This window comes from Peribacillus phoenicis (genome assembly GCF_047238085.1).
Classification (GTDB): Bacteria; Bacillota; Bacilli; order Bacillales; family DSM-1321; genus Peribacillus.
The window spans coordinates 2,261,522-2,278,073 of the sequence record NZ_JBDFMF010000001.1 but is presented as its reverse complement, the minus strand read 5'-3'; the positions used below and the strand labels follow the sequence as shown (position 1 = coordinate 2,278,073).

The following is a 16,552-nucleotide window of genomic DNA, read 5'->3' as shown; positions in this document are numbered from 1 at the left end:
ATTAGCCCTTAAAGCTTAAGAATCCATCATCAACAGGAATGACTTGTCCATTAATGGCATCCGCTTTTTCAGAGAACAAGAACGTTACAACTTCAGCAACTTTTTCTGGCTGAATCAATTTTTTCCTCATATGAAGTTGTGCCAAACTGTCCAGGAACTCTGGATCTTCACCAATGATCGGCGTTTCGATAAAACCTGGTGCAACACCGACAACGCGAATCCCATATTGCGCAAGTTCAATTGCACCGGATTTAGTCATCGCGATGACTGCTGCTTTTGCAGCATGGTAATTAAAGCTGCCAATAGAAACCATCGTCCCATATATTGAGGCTGTATTAACAATCGTTGCGCCTGTTACACCAAGCTCGACCATCTTCCTTGCTGCATAATACATGCCATAATAAACACCGTGTTGATCAACATCAACTACTCTGTGGTATGATTCTGGATCCATCTCCAAAAATGGTTTTACTAGTCCAATTCCAGCGTTGTTGAAAATGCCATTGATGGTGCCATGTTTGGCAATTGCAGCTTCGACCATCGCTTCCACTTCTTCCGCTTTAGCTACATCCACTTTCACAAAAGATGCCGTGCCTCCCTTTTGTTGAATAGATTCTGCCGTTTCTTTAGCGGCAATATCATTATAATCTGCAGCTACGACGATAGCTCCCTGGTCAGCTAATTTATATGCCGTTTCCTTCCCAATTCCGCTGCCCGCTCCTGTAATTATTATGACCTTTCCTAGTAAACTCATGTATTCGTCCCCCTATAACAAAGTTCGTTGCTTATTAGATTAAAATGGCCCCTCCGTCGATTACAAGTTCTTGACCCGTAATGTGGCTGGAAAGTTCGGATACTAAGTACATCATTAGATTTGCAATTTCCTGCGGCTCAGCATACCTGCCATCCGGAGTCGTTGCTTCCAACTGTTTTCTAGCCGTTTCAGCTGCCGCGGAATCTCCTTGACCAAATCCGCTTTCAATCGACCGCATCATAGCCGTGTTGACGACACCTGGACAGACGGCATTCACCCGGACACCATGTGGAGCAACTTCGACACCAGCTGTTTTCGTCATTCCTAGAACCGCATGTTTACTAGCGCCATACGCCACCATGTTTGGCGTTGCCAGTAAACCAGCTCCAGAAGCTGTATTCACGACCGCCCCGCTTTTTTGTTCAATCATATGGGGCAATACATGTTTCATGCCCAAGAAAACACCGCGTACATTTATTGACATTAATTGATCGAAAACCTCAGCAGGATAGTCGATAAGCGGCATTATTTTGCCTTCCCAACCTGCATTATTCAAGAAAATATCGATTTTCCCATAGAAATCTATCGTTTTTTGAACATAATTTTTTATATCGTCTTCCTTTGTAACATCAGCTTTAACGAATTTCGCTTCGCCGCCTTTTTCTTTGATTTTATTTACCGTTAGCATGCCCGCCTCTTCGGAAAGGTCTACAACAACCACTTTGGCACCATTTTCTGAAAGTGTAATAGACGCTGCCCGACCGATACCCCCGCCGCCGCCGGTAACAATTGCTACTTTTTCTGTAAAATCAAATGCTTGCATATTATTCTCCCTTTCTCCCTTTGATCTTGGTGATAATATTCTTGCTTGAATACGATTACATAATAACATTCTTTTTGTCGATTGTCGACAATTTGGTTTTAGAGTCAAAGACTCTACATCACTCCACGATTCAGGGCTTCATGAATTTCATTTTTTGCTTTAACTAAATCATCTTCTAGAATGGCCTCAATGGACATCTTTAATTTAAAATGGAAGCTTTCCATCGTTTCTGTATTCCATTGACTTTGGGCAAAAACCATGAGGATATGACTGGCTTCTTCAAAAAATCTTGATAATGCTTTATTATTTGCGATTGAAAAAATATATCGAAATATCTGTGTAGCCCTTTTTTGATACTCGATAACATTACCTTTTTCACACTCATCTGTTGCGCTTTCCAAATGCTTTCGTAATGATTGCTTATTTTCTGCGTGCCAATTCCCTTGGGAAAATTCAATGCCCATCTGGATCAGTCCGATCGTAGCATCATTATATTCAATGATTTCCCTTTGTGAAAATGGCTTGACGATCGTTCCCCGCCTCGGAATTCTCTCAACAATACCGTCAACCTGCAGTAGATAAAGGGCTTCGCGTACTGGTGCACGGCTAGTATTCAATTCTTTGGAAATGTCTTCTTCGACGATTTTCTCTCCAGCTTCTATTTCACCTTCAATGATTTTTTTTAAAATATGTTTAGCGATTTGTTGTGGTAACGATTCTCCAAAATAAATGCCATCTGTTAAATTGGAAGTATTTCCAAACATCTTTCAGCACTCCTATACTTCTATAATTAATTGTGGTTGTTTTAGTATAACATAAGGATAGGAATTAACTTCCTTTAAAAATTACATCCTTAATGCTAACCAGCCAAGAAAAACATATTTTCCTATATGGAAAAGTTCAAAAAGACTTAATGTCCAATCGCTTGGTTCGAAGAGTTATACATACCCTACTGATTTTAGAGTTAAAATGCAACAGATCTAGAGCCTCTTTAATATAAAGGGCTCCATGTGTACTTTCTAATCAACTAGCCTCGGTTTCGCTGGATCGCAGTTTGGCTTTTCCGTGTCTGTCGATTCAGCGAGTTTCGTTACATAATAACATTCTTCACGCCACATATGATCTGCCATTAATGGCGAAAGCGTTCCAAGAGCCTGCGCACTAAGGTCAAGCTCCTCCAATTCAAGCAGGAAGTGCTGGAAGAATTTAATTTCCAATGTGACGTCCGCATTCATTTTTTCCAATGCTGGGAATGTTGACAGATTGGTTCGTAAAAATCCAGCCATTTCAACAGCTTTAAAATAAAAATCATTAAAATGTTTTTTATATTGGTCACTTTTCTCTTTTAATCTTTTTTCAACTTCATCCATATTGGATGATATTGCACCTGCATGTCCTGCTGCATCTAACAGCCAAACTAAATGATGATGAAGTTCATGAAAAACCGGCGGCATTTGATCTGAATTGAAGTATTTCAATAATCTTAAATATTCTTCTAATTCGTTCACCATATGATTAAGGAATGAGGGTGAAAGATGTATTTTTATTTTACCTACCAGATGTTCTTTAATCAGGCTTAACTTAAACTCCCGAAATCTTAATGTCTCTTCTTCTGCGATGGCAGTAAGTTGCGAAATCTCTTCCGAATTGGCTTTACCAAGGAGAGCATCAAAAACTTGAATGAATTCAGAGGCAATTTCAATGTTTTCCACTTCAACCGGAGCTAAAGACTCATGGATGAACCTCGCATGGTCTCCTAAGATTTGCAGCCAAAACCGATGTTCGAATCTTGCTGTTTTCTCCAAAAACTCGTTCATTTTCTCTCCCCCATAATTTAAAGTATAAGAAACTCACTTATAATATTCCTAAACCTACAAACATATTAATATAAATTATATAAGGCGTAATGAAGCCTTAACTTGATCCTATACCAGCAGATTGCTCTCACACCAACAAATTAATGTGGTATTGGAGTTGCTTAATACAAATTTAAACCAACCTTATATTTATATTGATTTAATCGTTCTGAAAGTAGTGAAATTTTCAAATTAAAGTCGGTAGGAGGCAGGTAGATTGTCAAAAGAATTAATAAGTTACATTGACTATCCAATGGAGAAAATTCCAGGAGGAGAAATAGAATTAAGGGACGATAGAATTAAAAGCGAATGGAAAGCTGAAATAAGACCGTTCCTACTTGCCCGTTATCCTGTTACTGTGGATTTCTACTATGCCATTACAAATAAATCACCTAATTTTTTTGATCGGAATCTAAAACCTGTTGTGAATATTTCTTGGAATGATGCAATTTCTTTTTGTAATCTACTTTCACAGAAAGCTGGACTGGGAGAGTGTTATTCTAAAAATGGGGAATTCTGAATTTTAAATCCCCTATTTACATACACCCCAAACCGCTGAACAAAATAAACATCCAGTTTTACAACAAGAAAAACCCTGCTTCATCACTTTGAACGTGAGTTGCAGGGTTTCTAATTTAAATAAATGAAGTATTTAGATGCTTGATTATACCTTCTCTGTTACTGCTGTGAATCGCTTTAAGAATGAAAGTATTTTTTGGTAGACGGCAATTTCATTTTCTTTTTTGGAAAATCCATGTCCTTCATCTTCTAGAAGCATATAATCGACATCTCTTCCTTTATCCTTCAAGGCTTGAACGATTTGATCTGATTCCTCTTTGACGACACGGGGATCGTTTGCTCCTTGAATGACAAGCATTGGCTTTATCATCGATTCTAAATAGGTGATAGGGGAATACTCGATTAGTTTTTCTTTATCTTTTTCCGGATTTCCTACCCACTGATCCATGATTGGCTTCCAGTCTTCTGGAACGGAATTGATAAATGAGAAGAGGTTGGATGGACCGAAAATATCGACAACTGCCTTAAAATAATCTGCATGTCGTCCGTGCAGCAGAAGTGCCATATACCCTCCGAAGCTTCCGCCCATCAATAAGATATTACCTTTTTGTGCATATCCTTGGTCTATTAGCCAATCAAGGCCGGCTACATTATCAAGTCGTGGCCCATTTCCCCAATCTCCCTCTACCATTTTCGTGAATTCCAAGCCATAACCAGTAGAACCGCGGAAGTTTGGCGCAAAAATACTGTAACCGTGATTCAGGAAAAATTGAAATGAAGCTCTGAAGGACTTCCGTTCTGCCGCTTGAGGTCCTCCATGAGGCCAAAAAATGACTTCACCATTGTCATTTTCCTTTTTTGCCCTAAAAAATAACGACTCGATCTCCAGGCCATCAAAGGAAGTGTATGTAATGATGTCGGGTTCAACCAATTCATCAGAATCGACGCCAGGAACAGTATATTTAGTTAATGATACCCACTCATCACCTGTATTTTTATAGATATTATGAGGCTTTGTTGCGCCCATGCCAAATAAGTAAAGCGTGCCTGATGCAGCAACCTCAAGCTTATTAATGACGCTGCATGGTACGGGGATGTTTCTCCAATTTTCATTTTGCAGATTGAATTCATATAATTGATCCTCTACACCCTTTTGACTGGTTATATATAAAAGTTGATTCTCTTTACTATAATTAATGGCAGTAAAACTCTCATTCTCCAATTCTTTAACTTTACAGAATTTGTTTGTTTCAAGGTTGTATGAAGCCAAATAGGTAAAGTCCGAATCATAATCAGTCAATAAATATATCATCGAATCCGAAACAAAAACACCATCATTCACTGTATGCTGTTTCTCAGTGGGCGGAGTGAGCAGGATATCTTCGTTCCCTTGTTTTGCATATAGAAGCGTATTTGTATTGGAAAAGTGTTTATAGTAAAGTAAGGTTTCTTCATCAGGGCTGAAGCCAAATAAATAGGTCGCTGCATCCTTCCCCTCCAATACCAGCTTTTCCTGTCCTGATTCTAAATCTAAACAATAGGCATTTAGAAAGGAAGCATTTCCTCTGGATGTCGTGTAATAAAGCTTTTTACTGTCATTGGATAATTTCGGCATGAAATTACGTGTATTTTCATGATGAACGATTTCCTTCATTGTCCCGCCATTCAAAGGAACACCGTAAAACTGGGTATTTTCATTACCGTCTTGGTCGAAACCAGCAATTATGAACCGGCTTTTCTTAACATATATCAGTGCTTGGCAGCTTTGATCAATGGTTGTAAGCGGATAAGGAAAGGAGTTTGGCAAATCCATTCCCCATAAATTATACTTGCCGCTCAAATTGGTGCTGAAAACCAGATGTTTTTCATCTGGACTTACGGCAAAATCAGCAATGGAAAAAGTTCGTAAAAATTGCTCAACATCAGGTTTTGGAAAAGTGATCATCATTGGCAACCCCTTACTTTTATAATATTAAGAAATATCCGTAAATAATTATACCATATTTTTCCTTGTAACTACAGGTAAATAAACTCCCGCAAAAAATTGCTGCCTGATAAATGAATTAATCAACTACGATCAAAACATCAAGATGTCTGACTTCTCGTAGAAGACGAGCTACAATAGATCCACCCATAATTTCTTGCCATCTCGTTCTTGCTGATTGTCCTAAAATGACTTGTGTTGCTTTTTTTGTCTGTAATTGTTTCTTGATCTCCTTGAACACAGATCGTCTATCCCTGGTTGTATATATTTCAAAAATGCCTCCTAAGCGATGTGTAAGGCTTAACAGTTTATCAAGTATCAACTTTTCATCAGATTGCATTTCATATTGATGTTTGACGAAAATAACATACCACTCCGCTTTAAGTCGGTAGGCTATACGGAACCCCCTTCTAATTAAACGCTCAGAATCCTCTCTAAGATTGACACAGACAAATATCACTTCATCTTTTCTCCATGGCCCCCTTACTCCTTCCTTACGTTTCATTGATTCTAATCTGTCATCCACATCATCCGCCAATTCACGGAGCGCAAGTTCTCTCAACGCTATAAGATTCTTTGTCTTGAAGAAATGGCCAAGGGACTGTTCCACTTTATCCATGGCATATATATTACCTTCCTCCATCCTTTTTCTAAGCTCATTTGGTGAAATATCGATCAACTCAAGTTCATCCGATAATTGGAGAATGTTGTCAGGTACTGTTTCTCTTACAGAAACACCTGTAATTTGCTTTACACTATCTTTCAAGCTTTCTATATGTTGAATATTCATCGTGGAAATAACCGATATTCCAGCGTCCAAAATGGTCATTACATCTTGATATCTTTTTTGATTTTTGTTTCCCGGTACGTTCGTATGTGCTAATTCATCTATTAAGACCACTTCAGGATTCCGAATGATAATGGTATCTAGATCCATTTCCTCCAATAATACGTTTTTATATCGAATTAGTTTTTTAGGCAGGATTTCCAAATTTCCCACTTGGGCAATTGTCTCTTTTCGACCGTGGGTCTCCAATAGTCCAATCACTACATCAATTTCGTTTTCCTTCAATTGATTTGCTTCCCTTAGCATTGTATAGGTTTTACCAACACCAGGAGCAGCTCCGAGATAAATCTTAAATGTCCCTTTTTTCACCCGTTCCACTTTATCGTGCATTTCATCAGGGGAGAGTCTGCGATAAGGATTTTTCTTCTTTTTTTCCGTCTTGATTGCGGGGATGATCCTCTCGCCAAATGCTTTTACACGGTCTGCCATAATATATACATCGATGCTTTTTGACTTTCTCATTATTTTATTGACTATTGAACCGTTGACCACTTCTTCCCACACTGGCTTTTTTGATTGACCCAAGATAATTCGTGTTATTTGATGCTGCATGGAAAATCCGACTATTTCTTCTGCTATTTCGTCTCCAGTCATTATAATCTCAAAAAAACTCCCATTTAATTTATTGACCAGTTTTTGCATGGAGCTTTTAAAGATTTCTTCCTCTTTTGATAGTTTTTTTGATAGTGGGATAAAGCTGGCGATTAAAAATTCACCGCCCAACCGCTTGGCAATTTGATCTCCTCTTCTTATTAATATGGAGCCATTCCAATGATATTGTACACAGACCAATATTCGTTCCGTAGCACCAGAAGGCCCCAATAGCCCTTCTTGTTCCCTTTGTTCAATCAGGTCCTCTTCCACTTCTTCCGCTAAAAACCGAAGTGACAATTCCCTAAGAGTGGCTAGATTACCATTGTTGTAAAACTGTAATGGACCTTCGTCTTTTTCACTTATTTCCCCTTTTTGCAGACGTTTTAATATGGCTTCAGGTGTGACGTCCAATAAACGTACTTCATCAGCCTTTGTCAATGTATCTTCTGGAAGCGTAACCTCTACGTGAAGTGAAAGATTCAGTAATTGCTCTGCGACTTTCTTCACTCCTTTCAACTCATAAATATTTATGGTCGTAATTACACTGATTTCATGATTAATCAGTTCCTTAACATCATCCAAACGGGTGGCGTTTTTTGCATTTATATGGTTTTCATGTGCCAATCGATCAATTAAAACAACTTCGGGATTCCGTTTATAAATCTTATCTAAATCAATATCCTGTTCTATGTGTCCATTTTGCTCCCATTCTATAGTGGGAATAAGTTCAAGACTGCCTAATTGTTTAAGTGTTCCAGGACTACAGGACTTGTTGACCACACCGACAACTACATCAATCCCACGTTTCTTTAATTCATTTCCTTCAAGCAGCATTTGGTAGGTCTTGCCTGAACCGCTTACCGCACCAAGTATAATTTTGAGCCTTCCCCTTTTGATATTGGAAATCGACTCTAGAATTTCATCTGGTGTTTTCCTTCGAAATTGTTCCGACATATTAGCCCTCCAATTATTATATTAAAAGGAGAGTCTACTAAACTCTCCAGAACATAGTTATTTCAATTCATCCAATGCCATATTCAACTCCAAAACATTAATTCGGGGTTCACCAAAAATCCCAATTGATCGGCTGCTCGTATGTTTTTCCACTAGAAGGTATACTGTTTTTTCAGATAATCCCCTTTCGAGAGCAATACGAGGAACCTGTACCTTCGCACCATTAGGGGAAATATTGGGATCAAGTCCTGAACCCGAATTCGTCATTAAGTCAGATGGTATATCCGCCTTATCGATAGCAGGGTTTTCTTTTAAAAACTTTGAAATGTCTTTTTTTGTCCGATTTATGAATTCCTCATTTGAAGAAGCAAAGTTCGGCGTACCTGAACCAGCCGCATCATATTCAATAGAAGAAACACGGCCATGAAAATACCCAGGATCTTTAAAAGATTGACCGATCATTTCCGAACCGATCCATTCACCAGATTCATTTTTAATTAAACTGCCCTCTGCTTTTGCGGGCATCATCAACTGTGCCATTCCCGTCATCAAAATCGGATATGCCATCCCACAAATGATTAGAAGCACCAAAACCAATCTGATATTTTTCAACATGGATTTCCACCCACCCATAATTTATATTTTCAAGCCACTTTTAAGACAACAAGAAGCAAATCAATTAATTTAATTCCCAAGAAGGGGACTAACACTCCTCCTAATCCATACAAGAACAAATTCCTGGTCAATAATCTTGTTGCGCTCATAGGAAGATATTTAACACCTTTCATAGCCAAAGGGATAAGCAATGGAATGATGATGGCGTTAAATATTAAAGCTGATAATATGGAACTTTGGGGTGTCGCCAATCCCATAATGTTCAGGGCTTTCATTTGAGGTATCGCCAGCATGAACATGGCTGGGATTATCGCAAAATATTTAGCTACATCATTAGCGATGCTAAAGGTTGTCAATGCCCCCCGGGTCATGAGCAGCTGTTTGCCAATGGCTACCACTTCAATGATTTTGGTGGGATCTGAATCTAAATCCACCATATTAGCGGCTTCCTTCGCCGCGTTTGTCCCTGTATTCATCGCCAATCCCACATCTGCCTGCGCCAATGCTGGCGCATCGTTTGTACCGTCTCCAGTCATGGCAACAAGCTTGCCATCCTCTTGTTCCCGCTTGATGACAGAGATTTTATCTTCAGGCTTAGCCTCGGCGATAAAATCATCGACACCTGCTTCTTTGGCGATTGTTTCAGCTGTTAACGGGTTATCTCCTGTGCACATTATGGTTTTAATACCCATTTTTCTTAATTCGTCAAAACGTTCCTTCATGCCTGGTTTCACTGTATCTTTCAAATATATTGTGCCGAGTATACGGCTTCCCTCTGTGACAACCAATGGAGTGCCGCCTTTTTTTGCCACTTCATCACAAGTGTCTTTCAAACCGAAAGGCACTTCCCCTCCCTGATGCATTATATATTTCATTATCGTATCAACTGCACCTTTTCTGATCCTTTTTCCGTCAGGAAAGTCCGTTCCGCTCATTCTGGTTTCCGCCGTAAATTCAATACCTTCCGTACCGTTTTTATCCAGCCATTTTTCAGGTAATCCATTTTTTTGGGCTAATTCCAAAACAGACCGGCCCTCAGGGGTTTCATCATGTAAAGATGCGTATACGGCATATTGGTTAAGCTCTTCCTGACTAATGCCGATAGCCGGTATTAAGGCAGATGCCATGCGGTTACCATGTGTTATTGTTCCTGTTTTATCAAGGATGATCGTATTGATATCACCTGCGGCTTCCACCGATTTTCCAGACTTTGCAATTACATTGAATTGAGTTACCCTATCCATACCTGCTATTCCTATCGCCGAGAGTAAGCCCCCGATTGTTGTGGGGATCAGGCAAACCAGCAAAGCTACCAGGGTAGCGGTTGGAAGGGTAACTTGAATATATGACGCAATCGGTACCAGAGTGGTACATACAAGTAAAAAGATGATGGTTAAGCTAATCAGTAATGTACCAAGTGCGATTTCATTCGGTGTTTTTTGCCTTTTTGCTCCTTCGACCAAATTGATCATACGATCAAGGAAGGATTCACCAGGGTCTGCACCGACTTTAACTTTGATAAAATCACTGATGACTTTTGTACCTCCTGTTACCGAACTGAAATCTCCCCCAGGTTCTTTTATTACGGATGCCGATTCACCCGTGATCGCTGATTCATCGATAGCGGCCACTCCTTCAATGATTTCTCCATCCGACGGTATTATGTCGTTTGCCTTCACTAAAACCATATCGCCTTTGCGTAATTGCAAGGCATCGACTATCATTACGGAACCATCTTTTTGAATCAACCTAGCTTTAGCATCCTGCTTTGTCTTTTTGAGACTATTGGCTTGTGCTTTTCCACGTCCCTCTGCTAGAGCTTCGGCGAAATTAGAAAAAATGATCGTTACGAATAAAATGATGGTTACTGCAACGTTATACCCCCTATCAGACACTCCGCCAAGAAGCGCAGGAAATATTGATAGAAGAAGCGTTATGGCAAACCCCACTTCTACTACAAACATGACTGGATTGCGTGACATAACTCTTGGATTCATTTTTTTGAGTGCATCTTTACCAGCCTCGTAAACAATATTCTTATTTACATTCGCTATTCGCTCTATGCTCATTTGAAATGCCCCTTTTCAACATTTATCTTATCGTAAGCCACTCAGCAACTGGTCCAAGTGCAATTATTGGAAAGAAAGTCAAAGCTCCAATAATCAAAACTGAAGCTAAAAGAATGACAAAGAACGTACCATTATCCGTTTTGAATGTTCCGATAGTCTCAGGAACACGCTTCTTTACCAGTAATGATCCTGCGACTGCAATCATGGCAATCATTGAAAAATAACGTCCGAATAACATGACTAAACCAGTGGAAACATTCCAAAAAGGGGTATTGTCTCCTAATCCTTCAAAACCCGAACCATTATTTGCTGCTGAAGAGGTAAACTCATAAACTACTTGAGTAATACCATGAAAGCCCGGGTTTGATATAGCTGCTGAACCCATTTGTGTCGCTAAAGCGATGGCAGATGGAACTAATATGATCAATGGGTGGATCAGAATCGCTATAGCTATTAACTTCATCTCCCGGCCTTCAATTTTCTTACCCAAAAACTCAGGTGTACGTCCCACCATAAGTCCGGCAAGAAATACAGCCAATATTGAGTACATGAGAATATTGACCGTACCCACACCATCGCCGCCAAATACACAGTTCACCATCATCATTGCAAGTGGAGCTATACTTCCCAGCGGTGTTAAGGTATCATGCATATTATTTACCGATCCTGTAGTTGCAGCTGTAGTTATACTGGTGAATAATGCACTCTGAGCCACCCCGAAGCGCACCTCTTTCCCCTCCATGCTCCCCTCCGTTTGCGAGAGGCCAATTTGCTCCAAAGCTGGATTACCATTTTTCTCATTAATATACGTAATGCTTAAGAAGAGTAATAACATGAATGCCATCACCGAAAATAGGATCCAGCCTAGCTTCTTATTCCTCGCCATATATCCAAAAGTCAACGGAAGGGCAGAAGGTATAAGAAACATGGATAATATTTCTAAGACATTCGTGAAACCATTAGGATTTTCAAATGGATGGGCTGAGTTGACCCCAAAGAACCCTCCCCCATTTGTGCCTATGTGCTTTATGGATTCTAATGCCGCTACAGGTCCCCTTGCTATATTTTGGGTGTCTCCTTCCAATGTTGTCGCAACTGCCGTTGGGCTAAATGTTTGCGGTACGCCTTGGGATACTAGGACTAAACCAATCAATATCGATAAGGGAAGCAGAACCCGGGTAATCGTTCGGATTACATCCACATAGAAGTTTCCTAGACTCCGGTGGCTTGTTAAGCCCCTAAAAAAAGCCATACATAAAGCAATGCCGGTGGCCGGGGTCGTGAACATCAAGAATATGATCACTGCCATTTGAGATAAATAAGAAAGTCCCGATTCTCCACTATAATGCTGTAAATTGGTATTCGTAAGAAAGCTTGCAGCTGTATTCAGTGCCAACAATGGCTCCATGTTGTCAATCTTACTGGGGTTGCCAGGTAACTCCCCTTGGAAGCGAATGATAATATAAGAGATTATGAACATCACTAAATTACTTATCAGCAGTGCCTTGGCGTACTGCTGCCATTTCATATCTCCCGTTTTAATGCCGGATAGCTTAAAGATAAACCTTTCCATCCTTCCAAACACGCGATCTTGTTTCGTTAATTCAAGGGAATAAACATCCGTTAAATATTTAGCCATTGGTATCGCCAATACAACCGCAATTGCCAATACCACAACGATTTGCAATAGATCCATTTACTTCTCCTCCGTAAGTCACCCTTAGTATTTTTCCGGATATATGAGGACATGTATTAAATACAATGTTACCGCCCCGACGATTATCAATAAGAACATCTCCCTACGCTCCCTTTGCAATGACTTTATTACAAAAATGAATGAATCCTAAAAAGAATACTAACCGTATAGCCATTAATGAAATTGCTATACTATCCATTTTTTTCTTCTCTCCTCCCGCATTATAAAGCCTATTTTCTCCTTCTCCTTCACCTCCTTTAAGATACGTTTCATTAAACTGTTCTTTTGCTCAGAAAGATGTGCTTTAAGGCATAAAAAAAATAGACCAATGTTACTTTTCCCCCAGTTTGCAGCGCTGCACAAATGCAATCTCCTTCCTACAGCGTCATGAACCATGACGCATCAGAAAAAGAAAGATATACAGAAACAAACATTTTGTTGGAGAAAAAGTAATCATTGGTCTACTTAACGCCCAGCAAGCATTAGCGCCTACTCCACGATCCGTCTTCCAAGAAACCTTTTCAATTATAGGCATAATAAAAAGACCTACGGAAAAGTCAGATTGCCAATTTGCTATAGCATAACAAAAAAGCCTCCTGAATCAAGGTGGTTCTTATGACCTCCTTCGCTTTAGCCGACGAAGTTAGCTGACGGGTAGGATGGCGAAAGAGTATCTCATCCCTTCTGCAAATGCAGAATTAACCCCAAAAATAGTGGGTCCTCCGTTCTCAATCACTTGAGATTTGGCCGGTATCTAATTGTTTTTCATGAGGATTATTGTACGCTCCTCATTCAAGGTTTGTAAACTAATAAAAACCATTAAAAACCTCCATATTTGATTAATTAAGACGATATTCACCCAATTTATCAGCAAGAATAATATATTTCTTCTATTTCCTAACTTTTTCACTTTTTTCTAAAGTTTTACAAAATTTCATTGACAGGAACTTAGACGTGGCATTATGATAAATCCCATAAATTCGTCAGATTAACTGGAGGCATTATGTCAATTACAAAGAAAAGGATCGAAGCTGAAATAAGCGAAGCATTCATTAAATTCCAGCGTGAATTGATTGGAAGAGGACCTCAGGAAACTAAAACATATATAATCAATGATATGTTGATAACCCGTTTCAAGGGTGTCCTTACTGTAGAGGAAAAGCACCTTGTGAGTCACAATTCAGGCAAAAAACTTGTGAAAAAAATGCGTTCACTACTTCGTGAAATGTACACTAAGGATTATGAAAAAATAGTTGAAGATCTTACCGGTTGTAAAGTACTTTCATCCCACAGTGATATTAGCACTAAAACAGGCGAAAGAATCGAAGTTTTCATTATGGATAAGGATTTGGAACGTCTTTTTGAAACCATCAAATAAAAGTTACAATTCTTCCACTTAAATATTATATTAAAATAGTTTTTAGCAAAACTTATATTTAGAAACATCAGTGGGGGACAATCATTATTTTCCCCTACTGATGTTTTTTATGGTTAACTTTTCTTTTAACCATCTTTATCATCATACATTCTCCAATTAAACCACCTGCTAGAAAATAAAAGCGGTTTAATAATCTTCTTTTCAAATTAAATCCCCAAAATTATTATATCAATAAAATTCCTTTTTTTCGATTATTGTCAGAATCATCACCTAGGATTCTCCTATAACTTTTACTATCAAAACAATAATCTATTTCCATTTTTATCGGAGTTTATATTATTGAGTATCAATCGATATATCTTCTTGCTCCGGCATATTCCTCTCCGTATCCCGATGTTTTTATTTCATCTATCCTTACATGTGTTGAGCTGTTAGGCGAATGGATCATTTTGCCGTCACCAATATACATTCCGACATGATGGACCCTTCCTTTCCCTTTATCATAGGCAAAAAATAGTAAGTCACCTGGTTGAAGATTTTCTTGTTCCACCTTTTTTCCATGTTGCGCCTGAACGGAAGAGTCCCTTGGGATCGTTATTCCATTAGCATGATACATGGTATACGTAAATCCAGAACAGTCAAATCCAAAACCGGACATTCCAGCCCATAGGTAAGGTAGCCCTAAAAAACCTTTTCCTGTTTCAACGATGTCCTTTCCGGTTGGAGCAGGTATTTGATTGTCATTTTGATAGACTGATACGTCCTGCTTTTCTATCCATTTCGCTCCATTACTCGGTGTCATCACCTTCACTTTATCTTTTTTCACCTGCAATAACGGGAGGCGGGTATCGAAGCTGACCTCCATGAATTCGGACCGAAGTTTCGAATCCGAATAAAGCCAAGTCTTTGGGGCATTTACAAGGGCAAATCCTCGTTTAAATTGCTTCTCAAAAGAATTTCCGTCTTTTAATTGTGCCTTTGGCATCCATCCTGGATAACCAATATCATTGCGGGGCGTCGGTTGATTGGCAACGGCTACTTTCACCCATTCACCCCGACCTTCAAGAATCGTCACTTTAGAACCATATAAAGCTTGTGTTTCCAGGTTACCTACAAGCCACAGCTTGTCTTCATATTTCATCGAGCCGATCCATGCATTCAAATCAACGGGATTCGATGCAGAAGGAGCATCGATTTCCCTTAATAATCCCGGCTCAGTCCAAAGAGTGGCCACGCTTACATCAACATAGGCATTTCTCTGCTTCTCTCTTGAACTAGCTTCATTGGGACTGAATACTAAAATACCAATAGCAAATAAAGATAGCACAAAAACGGTTAACCTTTTCAAAATAATCACCCTTTCAAATTTGTTTTTATTGAGTATAAGAGGATTTCCTCTTGACTCCCAGTCCAGGTTTATCGGAAATTAGCAGTTGATCTTTCATAAATTGAATACCTTCAAATGGCTCATTCTTAATCCATAATGGGGCATCTAAATCAATCTTCGTTATATTTGGATGGGCGGTTGCCAGATGAGCCGCGGCCGCTACACTCACGGATGATTCCATCATACTCCCAATCATGCATTCCACCCCGGCTGCTTCTGCCATATCGGCAATTTGGAGTGCACGTCTAATTCCGCCTGTTTTCATTAATTTAATATTAAGGAGATCGACAGCATGTTCATTCAGGAGTTTCATGGCGTCACGAGGGGAAAACAAACTTTCATCGGCCATGATCGGCACTTGGACAGACCTCTTTATTTCTTTCAATCCTTCGATATCATGGCCTTTGACGGGCTGTTCCACCAAATCAACATTCAGCTTTCTTTCCTCGAGTTCATGAATGATGGAAATCGCTTGTTTTGTTGTCCACCCTTGATTTGCATCAATCCTGATCATAACCTGGTTGCCAACAGCAGCACGAATGCAGGCAACCCGCTCCACATCACTCTCCCAATCTTTCCCCAGTTTTATCTTCATCGTAGTAAATCCGCCATCAATGAGAGACAATGCCGCCTTTGCCATTTCTTCGGGTTCACCAACGCTGATTGTCATATCATTTTTAAGGACATTCGATTTACCGCCAAGATATTGATATAAAGGGAGCTGCCATCGTTTGCTGACTGCGTCGTACAAAGCGATTTCAACAGCAGCTTTTGCACTTGTGTTACCTACACAGGATTGTTGGATAAGTTGAGACAATGCATTTATATTCTCGATGTCACGGCCAATTAGATGTGGTGTGATCACTTCCTCAATGACCGTCATGATTCCTTTTGTAGAATCACCTGTGATGGCAACCGTAGGGGCTGCAGCCCCCAAGCCTTCCGTTCCATCCTCCAACTTTACGGAAACCATGATGTTTTCAATTTCCATTGCGGTGCGTAATGCAGTCTTGAATGGCTTGATAAGTGGCAAGGTTTCCACTGATACTTGTAAACTTTCAATCTTCATATTAACA

At 39.6% G+C, this 16,552-nt stretch carries 12 protein-coding genes, 1 pseudogene and 1 riboswitch; of the genes and pseudogenes, 2 read left to right on the top strand and 11 right to left on the bottom strand.

Features of this window, described 5'->3' with window-relative positions; translation table 11 throughout:
- Position 1: 1 nt before the first annotated feature.
- The 4 genes from ABC374_RS11195 to ABC374_RS11180 all read right to left on the bottom strand — a co-directional run bounded on the left by ABC374_RS11195 (position 2) and on the right by ABC374_RS11180 (position 3,394).
- The gene (locus ABC374_RS11195) at positions 2-754 is read right to left on the bottom strand and encodes an SDR family NAD(P)-dependent oxidoreductase (RefSeq protein WP_350302654.1); all 753 of its coding nucleotides are present in this window, start codon (positions 752-754) and stop codon (positions 2-4) included.
- A gap of 34 nt (positions 755-788) precedes the next feature.
- A complete protein-coding gene (locus ABC374_RS11190; RefSeq protein WP_350302653.1) occupies positions 789-1,577 on the bottom strand; it encodes an SDR family NAD(P)-dependent oxidoreductase in 789 nt (262 codons plus the stop codon).
- A gap of 113 nt (positions 1,578-1,690) precedes the next feature.
- Positions 1,691-2,341, bottom strand: a complete 651-nt coding sequence (locus ABC374_RS11185) for a GntR family transcriptional regulator (protein ID WP_350302652.1) — start codon at positions 2,339-2,341, stop codon at positions 1,691-1,693.
- Between the two features lie 255 nt (positions 2,342-2,596).
- Positions 2,597-3,394 carry a DUF2935 domain-containing protein gene (locus tag ABC374_RS11180; protein ID WP_413017739.1) on the bottom strand — a complete coding sequence of 266 codons (798 nt, stop codon included), beginning with the start codon at positions 3,392-3,394 and terminating at the stop codon, positions 2,597-2,599.
- A gap of 292 nt (positions 3,395-3,686) precedes the next feature.
- Here ABC374_RS11180 and ABC374_RS11175 point away from each other — a divergent pair.
- Positions 3,687-3,935: pseudogene (locus ABC374_RS11175) on the top strand (formylglycine-generating enzyme family protein); the annotation flags it as partial.
- Positions 3,936-4,097: 162 nt separating this feature from the next.
- Here the strand turns inward: ABC374_RS11175 and ABC374_RS11170 are convergent.
- From ABC374_RS11170 to kdpA, 5 genes are all read right to left on the bottom strand, one after another.
- A complete protein-coding gene (locus tag ABC374_RS11170; protein ID WP_413020323.1) occupies positions 4,098-5,897 on the bottom strand; it encodes a S9 family peptidase in 1,800 nt (599 codons plus the stop codon).
- A 118-nt stretch (positions 5,898-6,015) separates the two neighbouring features.
- Complete coding sequence (locus ABC374_RS11165; protein ID WP_413017737.1) at positions 6,016-8,331, bottom strand: histidine kinase; 2,316 nt, start codon at positions 8,329-8,331, stop codon at positions 6,016-6,018.
- Between the two features lie 57 nt (positions 8,332-8,388).
- Entirely contained in the window at positions 8,389-8,946 is a 558-nt protein-coding gene (kdpC, locus tag ABC374_RS11160) for a potassium-transporting ATPase subunit KdpC (protein ID WP_413017735.1), read from the bottom strand.
- A gap of 29 nt (positions 8,947-8,975) precedes the next feature.
- Entirely contained in the window at positions 8,976-11,015 is a 2,040-nt protein-coding gene (gene kdpB, locus ABC374_RS11155; RefSeq protein WP_413017733.1) for a potassium-transporting ATPase subunit KdpB, read from the bottom strand.
- Between the two features lie 22 nt (positions 11,016-11,037).
- Positions 11,038-12,711, bottom strand: coding sequence for a potassium-transporting ATPase subunit KdpA (gene kdpA, locus ABC374_RS11150; RefSeq protein WP_413017731.1), 1,674 nt, complete (start codon positions 12,709-12,711; stop codon positions 11,038-11,040).
- Positions 12,712-13,328: 617 nt separating this feature from the next.
- Positions 13,329-13,470, bottom strand: a riboswitch (cyclic di-AMP (ydaO/yuaA leader).
- A gap of 244 nt (positions 13,471-13,714) precedes the next feature.
- On the opposite strand from kdpA, the gene ABC374_RS11145 reads away from it, so the two are divergent.
- A complete protein-coding gene (locus ABC374_RS11145; protein WP_350302645.1) occupies positions 13,715-14,089 on the top strand; it encodes a Na-translocating system protein MpsC family protein in 375 nt (124 codons plus the stop codon).
- Between the two features lie 346 nt (positions 14,090-14,435).
- Here ABC374_RS11145 and ABC374_RS11140 read toward each other — a convergent pair whose 3' ends face one another.
- Positions 14,436-15,437, bottom strand: coding sequence for a C40 family peptidase (locus tag ABC374_RS11140; RefSeq protein ID WP_413017729.1), 1,002 nt, complete (start codon positions 15,435-15,437; stop codon positions 14,436-14,438).
- Between the two features lie 25 nt (positions 15,438-15,462).
- Positions 15,463-16,545, bottom strand: coding sequence for a dipeptide epimerase (locus ABC374_RS11135; protein WP_413017727.1), 1,083 nt, complete (start codon positions 16,543-16,545; stop codon positions 15,463-15,465).
- Between the last annotated feature and the right edge of the window lie 7 nt (positions 16,546-16,552).

What these genes read in the sequence shown, in the direction of transcription:
- ABC374_RS11195 (WP_350302654.1), bottom strand. Translation starts at nt 754, where the DNA reads ATGAGTTTACTAGGAAAGGTCATAATAATTACAGGAGCGGGCAGCGGA.
- kdpB (WP_413017733.1), bottom strand. Translation starts at nt 11,015, where the DNA reads ATGAGCATAGAGCGAATAGCGAATGTAAATAAGAATATTGTTTACGAG.
- ABC374_RS11145 (WP_350302645.1), top strand. Translation starts at nt 13,715, where the DNA reads ATGTCAATTACAAAGAAAAGGATCGAAGCTGAAATAAGCGAAGCATTC.
- ABC374_RS11180 (WP_413017739.1), bottom strand. Translation starts at nt 3,394, where the DNA reads ATGAACGAGTTTTTGGAGAAAACAGCAAGATTCGAACATCGGTTTTGG.
- kdpC (WP_413017735.1), bottom strand. Translation starts at nt 8,946, where the DNA reads ATGTTGAAAAATATCAGATTGGTTTTGGTGCTTCTAATCATTTGTGGG.
- ABC374_RS11135 (WP_413017727.1), bottom strand. Translation starts at nt 16,545, where the DNA reads ATGAAGATTGAAAGTTTACAAGTATCAGTGGAAACCTTGCCACTTATC.
- ABC374_RS11185 (WP_350302652.1), bottom strand. Translation starts at nt 2,341, where the DNA reads ATGTTTGGAAATACTTCCAATTTAACAGATGGCATTTATTTTGGAGAA.
- ABC374_RS11170 (WP_413020323.1), bottom strand. Translation starts at nt 5,897, where the DNA reads ATGATCACTTTTCCAAAACCTGATGTTGAGCAATTTTTACGAACTTTT.
- kdpA (WP_413017731.1), bottom strand. Translation starts at nt 12,711, where the DNA reads ATGGATCTATTGCAAATCGTTGTGGTATTGGCAATTGCGGTTGTATTG.
- ABC374_RS11190 (WP_350302653.1), bottom strand. Translation starts at nt 1,577, where the DNA reads ATGCAAGCATTTGATTTTACAGAAAAAGTAGCAATTGTTACCGGCGGC.
- ABC374_RS11165 (WP_413017737.1), bottom strand. Translation starts at nt 8,331, where the DNA reads ATGTCGGAACAATTTCGAAGGAAAACACCAGATGAAATTCTAGAGTCG.